We start from the raw sequence: 7,799 nt of genomic DNA, 5'->3' as shown, positions 1-7,799 counted from the left end.
TATTGATTCGCGGAGGAGAGAATACGACTTGCGTTCGAAATAAATGGTTAAGTCTCGCACCCACTAATAACAAAAAAGCGACGGTCACCCATCGCTTTTATCGTTAGTTTTTTCAGGCTTTTATTGAGCAATCAAGGCTTCTAACGCCGCTAACGATGCAAGTCGTTCACCTTCCATCATCACTTTTGCTTCATCGACATATTGCCCAACACCGTCTTTTACATCTTGTTCGTACAAAACAACATTATTCAGGATGGAAGCGACGTTAACCCCTCTCAAGCGCCCAACAGTAAACAGTGCCGATGTTTCCATGTCTGCACCTAGAACTCCTTTACGGTTCCAGTACTGACAGATCGTCTGTTCGTCATCCGTATAAAAGCTGTCGTGTGAGCGCACCGTTCCTAAATAATAAGGCGTTGATTGTTGCTGCAAGAATCTATCTAACTCTTTAAGCAGAGTGAAACTCGCATAAGCCGGATACGACGGTTTAACGTAAGCAGCAGAACCACCCTCATCACGAACCGCGCCCTCTGCGACAATCAGTTCACCAAGTCCGATGTGAGACTGCATCGCACCTGCTGACCCTACTCGGACGATATGAGTTACGCCACAAAACTTAAGCTCTTCAACCGCAATAATCATTGAAGGAGCACCAATGCCCGTACTACAAACCGATATCGCTTTACCTTGATAGGTACCAGTGAAGATTCGATATTCACGGTTTTCAGAAACCAGTTCAGCGTGTTCAAGCAAGTTCGCGATACGATTCGCTCTATCCGGCTCACCACAAACAATGACCATTGGAGCAATTTGCGTTTCATCAACGCCAATATGAGGTTGCTTTGCCATCTTAACTCCTAAGAAGCCGTTGCTTGAGTTAATGATTTGTCACTGTTTCGTTTAGCTGTGCGTGCCCACTCACGAGTACCGTTCGCCGCAATAAACATCAAAATAGCGTATTGAACAGACATTGCATAAACACCCTGCGTCGCATAAATACCAACGCTGATAATGTTAATCACAATCCAAAGTATCCAGTTTTCAACATACTTACGTGTCATAAGAACTTGAGCAACAATCGATAGAATGGTCATGGTCGCATCCCAGAATGGGAACGCATCAGGTTCAAGTACTGGTTCCGCTAAATCTGCACCAAATAGATTTAGGCTATCCACCGCTATATTTGCCAGCGCAAAGAAGAATGGGTCGATGTACATAGTAAGCAGTGCAATCGAAACTGCGCATGCTGCAGCCGTTGCCACGAGCTTATTTTGGCTCAACCAGCGGACTTCTAATGTTTCGCCTTGCTCATTAGGGCGTGTCCACGCGTACCAGCCGTAAATGTTGGCACAGAAGAAAAACAATTGAAGAAGTAACAGTCCGTATAACTGAATTTGGAAAAAGATAACCGCAAATAAGGTGACATTCAGTAATCCGAACAGGTAGTTAATGGTTTTCTCTTGGCTTGCAAACCAGATACACAGTAGGCCAAATACAGTGCCAAATGCTTCAATCCAGCTCATTGCATAGCCATCCCCTATTGGGATGTTGACTAGAGTGTTGTTGATATCAAGTAGGGCGAATAGGTCCATAGGGATGTCCTTTATTATTTGTTTTTTAGTAGCACCTATCTTATTGGGCCGACAGAAACAAAAAGGAGGACATTTGTCCCCCCTAGATTGCATGCGATCATAAATCAGAATAATAAACGAAGAAAAACAAATCTCTCATCATCTAGATCGTCACCCCTTTTAGCCGTCTATGTCTGTAGTTATTCATTTAAATGACCGTCTTCAAAAAGCAACTCTAACTACAAACTCTAGGCTTCAGGAATGCCGAGTCAGAACCAGCAAACCACTTGCTCGATTGAGTTTAAAATCGAGCCACTCCTTTTCTTAGCTCATTCAAGCTGAGTACACTTTGTTCATACTGCTTTTTACTGTCTTCCATGAGATCGTGAGAAGCTTCAGCTTTACTGTGTATGGAAAGAATATTCTGGTTAATCTCTTCTGAGACATTAACTTGCTCTTCAATAGCGACCGCGATTTGGTTATTCCTATCAACCACTCCTTGAACCTTTTCACTTAATAATGTGAGGCTTTCTAGAGTCGATTGAATCGTCGTTTGAGTGCGTTTCGCTTTTTCAGTACCGTTGTTAACGGCCGTTACTGATTGACCACTTCCTGTGCATAGCTTTTCAATAACCGCTTGAATCTCTGTTGTTGCTTGTTGTGTTTTTTGAGCAAGCACTCTTACTTCATCTGCCACAACCGAGAACCCCCTTCCAGAATCACCGGCTCGTGCGGCTTCTATCGCAGCATTAAGCGCTAATAGATTGGTTTGGTCAGCAATCGCGTTGATCATCTCGATGACGGAGCTTATTTGTTGCGTCTCCCTCTCTACAGAGAGTGATATTGTCGAAATGTTGTCTAATTCATTGGTTAGCTCAACGAAATTTTCTTCAACTTGATTTAGCTCGTTTTGACAAGATAAGAGCTCTTGTTGAGTGCTAAAAGTAGAATCAAGAGTTCCTTGCGCATTTTGAGAAATTTCACTTGAAGCCGCCTGCATTTCGTTGATAGCGGCAGCTGCCATATCGATTTCTAATTTTTGATTTTCAAGGTTTTCGGACACCGTTGCATTCGATTCAGCGGTTTTATTCGCCTGCTTTAGGGTCATTTCACATGAATCACTCACCGAAATTCGAATTCTACCTAATAACGCTTTTGCATATTGTTTCCGAACCTTCATTCCCAACGCAATTTCGGAGAGATCATCCACCTTACCAAAATAAATATGTTCCATTAAAGGGTTGTTGAACTCATCTTTTGCTATTTTACAAATATTTTCCAAACGACGCGTAAGAATATAAATTGACATCGAACTACCCATAAAGAATAACAACAAACTTTGCGGTACAGTCACGAATTGATTAAGGTAAAGCGTATAAACGAGCCCGATTAGCAATATTGAAATGAAAGTCTGGCGTTGCCAAAGTCTTGTTTTCGGTAACATGAGCTTAAATGGTGTTTTGCCTTTATTTAAAATTCCATACGCTTTTTCTGCTCGTTCGACATATTCTCTTTTTGGCTTAAACCGAACAGACTGGTACTCAACAATCTCGTTATCTTCTTTTAGCGGAGAAGCAAAAGCATCAACCCAATAATAGCCACAACCTTTCCGTTGGTTTTTCACCATACCCATCCAGTTACTTCCTGACTGAATATGACCCCATAGATCTTTAAATGCGGCTTTAGGCATATCACTATGACGAACTACATTGTGATACTCACCTACGAGCTCTCCTTCTTTATAGCCTGCTACTTCATTAAAATGGGGGCTTGCATACTTGATTTTACTGGAAGGGTCTGTCACTGAAATTAGGTTGTACGACTCCGGGTAATCATACTCTTGCTCTGCCATAACATTTCCCTATTTTAACTAGATAACAATCGACTTGTTGTGTGGGTCTTCCATGCCACACCGTACTGAAAAGGAAGACACTTGATCCTTATCTCGTTCAACAATCAACCATTAGTCATTGATTCAAAGAGATTTTTAAGTAATCAAAATGGACATAAAATCTACCAAACGGTTTGACTAAACCAATCCAAGGGCACGTCAATTCATAAATGCAGTCAATTTCATATCAACACCAAATAAGACTAGCTTATGAGAGGTAAAACGGGAGCAATAAACATTACAACAATTAAGGTTATAGAGTATTTATCCGATAATTCCTTAACATTCAAACGTTATAACCAAAAACCAACACACTTATATAATTAAGCCCTAATATATCGTTAAAATAAAAATATTCCTTTGTAAGCAATCCCTCAATTCTCACACGCTCTGGCCAATCACCCTTTTAGGATCACCGGAAAAAGCTCTTCATACCTTCACAATAGTTGGTTTGTATTTTGCTAATAATTGAAGGTTTCTAAGATAGATAAAATACAGAGTACAACATGGTATGTGTTCAGGATTTATTATGAGTAGGGGTTATAAAGGTACGAGGTTTGTACGATAAAATATTCTTCCGCTTTCCTTGATAATGATCGGAACCTATCCTTTAATATGCATCTGCAACCATATTATATTTAAGGAAACTTATGAATGTATTAGACAAGGATTGCTTATTACAGTTAGTCATTGATAACTTTCAAGAAGATGTCGCAAAATCCGTTGATTACAACACGGGCGAAGTTGGTATTAAGTATACCTGCCTTGAACATAGCCTTAACTTTTACATGGCTTTATCTGTGGTCGAAAAGATATATTCGACAAAATAAGAACCGAATAATCTGATCTCGTTAAGCAATATTATCTTTGAAGTTGATAATTCTAAATCAGTTGTAAATTTCAAAGATAATAACTTTACCGATACATTGACGTAAACATTTTAGATCCCTTAACGCCCTTACCTGTCCCGCGCTCTAGCTGTATCTGACAGAACAAACCTCTTCCAAAAACGAAACTTTAGCTTACTGGCCTAACGCCGATATCGCGTTGACGGTTACGTTTGAGAAGCGCATGATTTTATTTCGAGCAGAATAGTTGTCTAGCGTGTTTACCCTGTAACCGCCCCATAACTCGTTCTGTGCAATGTATCCAAGAAATGGCAGGTCACATGAATAAGATTGTTATGTTAGTAATAGGGCTGCTTTTTACCAGTCGGTTGTTTGCCAGTATTGTGCCCCATGTTAGCCAGTTAGAGCATGATGCGCCGATTCTCCTTCGCTCAGCATTGATTGTCGGTGTTTCGGCTTATGCCGTTTGGACCGCGTTCAAATACTTCAAGAAAAGCAAAGCCTCTGACTCAGACCAACTGTAACGGAAAGAGCCCAGTAAACGCCGAACTAAGCAGCAGATGTCGGTTATTGATCCGCAAAATAATCGACCAAAATTTTACGCCACTTACGCGACTCGCGAATTTTAAGCAGCGCTCGGTTTATCTCTTCTTCGTACGAATTGTTTTCCGTAATGATAAAGCCATAATTTTGCTTTTCTAGCTGATAAGGTAACACCTCCAAGTCATCAAATTGTCCCGTCACTCTGCCATTACCGATCATATATTTGAGCACTACATCATCGGCGACGATGGCTTCAACTTCACCTTCCTCTAAAGCCGCCAAAAGCCTTGGCATATCCACATAACTCTTGTGTCGGATACCAAAGCTTGTGAGCATTAAAGAAGAAGTCGTCGCGACTTTTGCCCCTACTTCAACATCCGCGAGATCATTAACGCCTTTAATATGAGAAGAGCCTTGGCTAAGCGTAAGCTTACTGGCTAACACGGCGGTAATACTTGCGATGAACAGCATGCTCAATACACCAATGAATACTGTGGCAATTCGTCCGGTTAAGCTTTTAAACTCAAAGTAATTGAATGGGCCTCTAGTGATGAACAGTAAGCCTAGTATGAAGCTTTCTAACCAACGACCAGTGCGGCTTTTCATCGAATAGAGCTTTTCATTCTCACCGTGTTCCAATACGTAGAAAAATGCGCCAATGACCCCAGAGATAAAAACGATGACACCAATAATCAGCCACAATGCAGGGTTCAAGAAAATGGCGTGCAAGGTATGAAGGTATCCCTGTTTCTTCACCGCGATGGCGAGATGAGTTTCGTAAAAGGAATGGGAAAAGTCAGCGAATAATTCACGTTCTGGAGTGATTGAAATACAAGACACACCGATGTCGATTTTCTGCGTCTCAATCGCATTGAGCAAATCATCCAGCCTATGATTCTCTACCGTAAACTCGACGTCCATTTCTTTTGCGATCTGTTCCCAAAGTTCAATACTCAGGCCATTCCATTCACTTTCCATCGAGCTAATAACAAAAGGCGGACACGGGTACACACCAACTTTAAGTGGAGAAGTCAAAGCAAAAAAACTGAAGAATGGAAAAAGTAAAACGATTGAAGTGACACAATATCGGAGTGTCGATTTGAAGAATTTGTGCATCAGCAGCCCTCCAAAAAAAGGCAGCGATGAATTGAGTGCGAAGGCTCGCCTAACGAACACATATTAATGTGCTCAGAAGTGGAGAGAGTTTATGATAAATTCAATACTGCCCTAGCTTTAATAGTTATAACTTTAACTATAGAGAACCCTATTTATTGTGCAAAGAATGGGCTCAACAAACTAACGGCATACCAAACCTCGTTCGATAGCTAGTGGGATGACATAAACTGGCTTTGTGCCGATGAACACAGCTTTCCGTTCTGAGTGATTTTGCTCTCTAAGAAGTGAATATTGCGTCTGCTTTTGACCCATTGAGCGCGAATGTCTAGCTCTTGACCAATGGCTATTGGATGATGAAAGCGAGACGTTAAACTCACCGTCATCGCTTTGATACTGTTTTGGAACAAACAATGCAGCATCGCGCTGTCGTGTAACGTGGTAACAATACCGCCCTGCATAATACCGTCGTAGCCCTCAGCTTTATCTGTTGGTACAATCTTGGCTATAACGTCATACTTGGCGAAAGCTTCATACTTAATTAAAGTTTCATGCTTAGTCAAAGTCTCATGATTGGCTAGCGGTTCATGCTTAGCCAAGGCTTTATGATTGACTAAAGTCTCGCGCTCGCCAACAGCTTCAAAACATATGGGGCTGTCCGTGAAAAAACCTTGGCTGCATACTTGGCAACGCCGATGGTTGTGAGGAATGAAAACTTTCATACTTATCCTTATTCCTTTTTTACCCTTAGATTCCTAGAGATTGATATGGCTCGACCAAAAAAACATCGCCAGTTATGTACTCGTGCGGCTTACTCTTGTTTCAAGCCAAATGGTGTTCCTATGGATGATCTTCATAAGGAAGAGCTGCTATTAGAAGAATTGGAAGCCTTGCGCTTGGCTGATCAAGAAGGCCTGAGCCAGCTTGAAGCCGCCGAGCAAATGCAGGTGTCTCGTCAAACGTTCGGTAACATCATTAAACGTGCACGAGCTAAGGTAGCCAAGTGCATCGTCAACGGCCATGCATTAGTGATTCAAGGCTCATAGTCCGAAGCTTTAACGTTACTTGTCGAGAGACTCCGAAAGCGCCTTAATTTGATGGCTCAGTAATCTGATACAGCTTTCGGCTTTGCCCTTCGCACACATCCTTACAGTTGCATTCGCGCTCAATATCTAACTGCGCGAGCCCTCCACAACTGCCTTTGATTGGCTTACGTGAAAAAATCACACCTATTGCCATCAGAAAGACGATTCCAACAAAACCCAGTAGCGTGAATAACAACGTCATTTACGGACACCTCGAATAACACTGAACCTGTTCGACTGTGGCGTGAGAATCGACGTTTCGTTCTTGTCTCCTTTCTCGCCGCACGTTCTATGACTACATCCGCTATTTCGCGACTCGCGACCATAACCGAGGCCAGTGACTTCTTGCAGATTATTGAAATCCAGAGTAGCAACTTCCGCCTTTCCTTTAGATGCAAATACGCGAATATCGTTATTGAACAAGTGCGCCAGCATCTTCTTACCTATGTGACGGACAACTACAGATTTCACATCGTAAGAACGGAGGACAGAGATCCATTGCTTCTTTTTATTGCAGGGCGAGTCAGACTCAACCAAAGGGATAAGATGCTTGATTTGTTGTCGCTCATCGACAATGGCTATCTGCGGAGAACGAGAAAAATGGTTGCCGACATAAAGGTCGCGGCAAGGTACTGCGTATAACATGGTAACTTCCTGTTATTGATGATCAGGAATTCAGAATACGCCTCATTACTGGCATATGCCAATAACCATCATGTGAAAAATTAGATTTACCGTTTGCAGAGAT

10 protein-coding genes are annotated in these 7,799 nt (G+C 41.9%); 3 read left to right on the top strand and 7 right to left on the bottom strand.

All coding sequences use genetic code 11. The features are described from left to right. Positions 1-120 precede the first annotated feature (120 nt). From IHV80_RS06700 to IHV80_RS06690, 3 genes are all read right to left on the bottom strand, one after another. Positions 121-849, bottom strand: coding sequence for a nucleoside phosphorylase (locus IHV80_RS06700; RefSeq protein WP_192890519.1), 729 nt, complete (start codon positions 847-849; stop codon positions 121-123). An 8-nt stretch (positions 850-857) separates the two neighbouring features. Beyond that, positions 858-1,592 (bottom strand): nicotinamide riboside transporter PnuC, encoded by a 735-nt coding sequence (pnuC, locus tag IHV80_RS06695; RefSeq protein ID WP_192890518.1) that lies wholly within the window; start codon positions 1,590-1,592, stop codon positions 858-860. Positions 1,593-1,872: 280 nt separating this feature from the next. Further along, positions 1,873-3,423 carry a methyl-accepting chemotaxis protein gene (locus IHV80_RS06690; protein ID WP_192890517.1) on the bottom strand — a complete coding sequence of 517 codons (1,551 nt, stop codon included), beginning with the start codon at positions 3,421-3,423 and terminating at the stop codon, positions 1,873-1,875. 689 nt (positions 3,424-4,112) lie between these two features. Between IHV80_RS06690 and IHV80_RS06685 the strand changes: the two genes are divergently transcribed. Beyond that, positions 4,113-4,292, top strand: coding sequence for a hypothetical protein (locus tag IHV80_RS06685; RefSeq protein WP_192890516.1), 180 nt, complete (start codon positions 4,113-4,115; stop codon positions 4,290-4,292). A 338-nt stretch (positions 4,293-4,630) separates the two neighbouring features. Further along, a complete protein-coding gene (locus IHV80_RS06680; protein ID WP_192890515.1) occupies positions 4,631-4,834 on the top strand; it encodes a hypothetical protein in 204 nt (67 codons plus the stop codon). A gap of 43 nt (positions 4,835-4,877) precedes the next feature. Here IHV80_RS06680 and IHV80_RS06675 read toward each other — a convergent pair whose 3' ends face one another. Both IHV80_RS06675 and IHV80_RS06670 read right to left on the bottom strand, forming a co-directional pair. Then, positions 4,878-5,969: a transporter substrate-binding domain-containing protein gene (locus tag IHV80_RS06675; protein ID WP_192890514.1), complete on the bottom strand. Its 1,092-nt coding sequence runs from the start codon at positions 5,967-5,969 to the stop codon at positions 4,878-4,880. Between the two features lie 209 nt (positions 5,970-6,178). Next, complete coding sequence (locus IHV80_RS06670; protein WP_192890513.1) at positions 6,179-6,688, bottom strand: PaaI family thioesterase; 510 nt, start codon at positions 6,686-6,688, stop codon at positions 6,179-6,181. Positions 6,689-6,733: 45 nt separating this feature from the next. Between IHV80_RS06670 and IHV80_RS06665 the strand changes: the two genes are divergently transcribed. After that, on the top strand, positions 6,734-7,012 hold the full coding sequence (locus IHV80_RS06665; RefSeq protein WP_192890512.1) for a DUF134 domain-containing protein: 279 nt from the start codon (positions 6,734-6,736) through the stop codon (positions 7,010-7,012). A gap of 43 nt (positions 7,013-7,055) precedes the next feature. Here the strand turns inward: IHV80_RS06665 and nqrM are convergent, their stop codons facing one another. Both nqrM and IHV80_RS06655 read right to left on the bottom strand, forming a co-directional pair. Beyond that, on the bottom strand, positions 7,056-7,253 hold the full coding sequence (nqrM, locus tag IHV80_RS06660; RefSeq protein ID WP_192890511.1) for a (Na+)-NQR maturation NqrM: 198 nt from the start codon (positions 7,251-7,253) through the stop codon (positions 7,056-7,058). Next, positions 7,250-7,696 (bottom strand): NifB/NifX family molybdenum-iron cluster-binding protein, encoded by a 447-nt coding sequence (locus tag IHV80_RS06655; protein WP_192890510.1) that lies wholly within the window; start codon positions 7,694-7,696, stop codon positions 7,250-7,252. Before IHV80_RS06655 ends, nqrM begins: the two co-directional genes overlap by 4 nt. Between the last annotated feature and the right edge of the window lie 103 nt (positions 7,697-7,799).

This window comes from Vibrio bathopelagicus, assembly GCF_014879975.1.
Taxonomy (GTDB): domain Bacteria; phylum Pseudomonadota; class Gammaproteobacteria; order Enterobacterales; family Vibrionaceae; genus Vibrio; species Vibrio bathopelagicus.
The sequence above is the reverse complement of the archived record's forward strand: the minus strand, read 5'-3'. Positions and strand labels throughout refer to the sequence as shown.

Bases quoted from the DNA above. Each gene is read 5' to 3' on its own strand.
- nqrM (WP_192890511.1), bottom strand. From the start codon at position 7,253: ATGACGTTGTTATTCACGCTACTGGGTTTTGTTGGAATCGTCTTTCTG.
- IHV80_RS06690 (WP_192890517.1), bottom strand. From the start codon at position 3,423: ATGGCAGAGCAAGAGTATGATTACCCGGAGTCGTACAACCTAATTTCA.
- IHV80_RS06680 (WP_192890515.1), top strand. From the start codon at position 4,631: ATGAATAAGATTGTTATGTTAGTAATAGGGCTGCTTTTTACCAGTCGG.
- pnuC (WP_192890518.1), bottom strand. From the start codon at position 1,592: ATGGACCTATTCGCCCTACTTGATATCAACAACACTCTAGTCAACATC.
- IHV80_RS06655 (WP_192890510.1), bottom strand. From the start codon at position 7,696: ATGTTATACGCAGTACCTTGCCGCGACCTTTATGTCGGCAACCATTTT.
- IHV80_RS06675 (WP_192890514.1), bottom strand. From the start codon at position 5,969: ATGCACAAATTCTTCAAATCGACACTCCGATATTGTGTCACTTCAATC.
- IHV80_RS06700 (WP_192890519.1), bottom strand. From the start codon at position 849: ATGGCAAAGCAACCTCATATTGGCGTTGATGAAACGCAAATTGCTCCA.
- IHV80_RS06665 (WP_192890512.1), top strand. From the start codon at position 6,734: ATGGCTCGACCAAAAAAACATCGCCAGTTATGTACTCGTGCGGCTTAC.
- IHV80_RS06685 (WP_192890516.1), top strand. From the start codon at position 4,113: ATGAATGTATTAGACAAGGATTGCTTATTACAGTTAGTCATTGATAAC.
- IHV80_RS06670 (WP_192890513.1), bottom strand. From the start codon at position 6,688: ATGAAAGTTTTCATTCCTCACAACCATCGGCGTTGCCAAGTATGCAGC.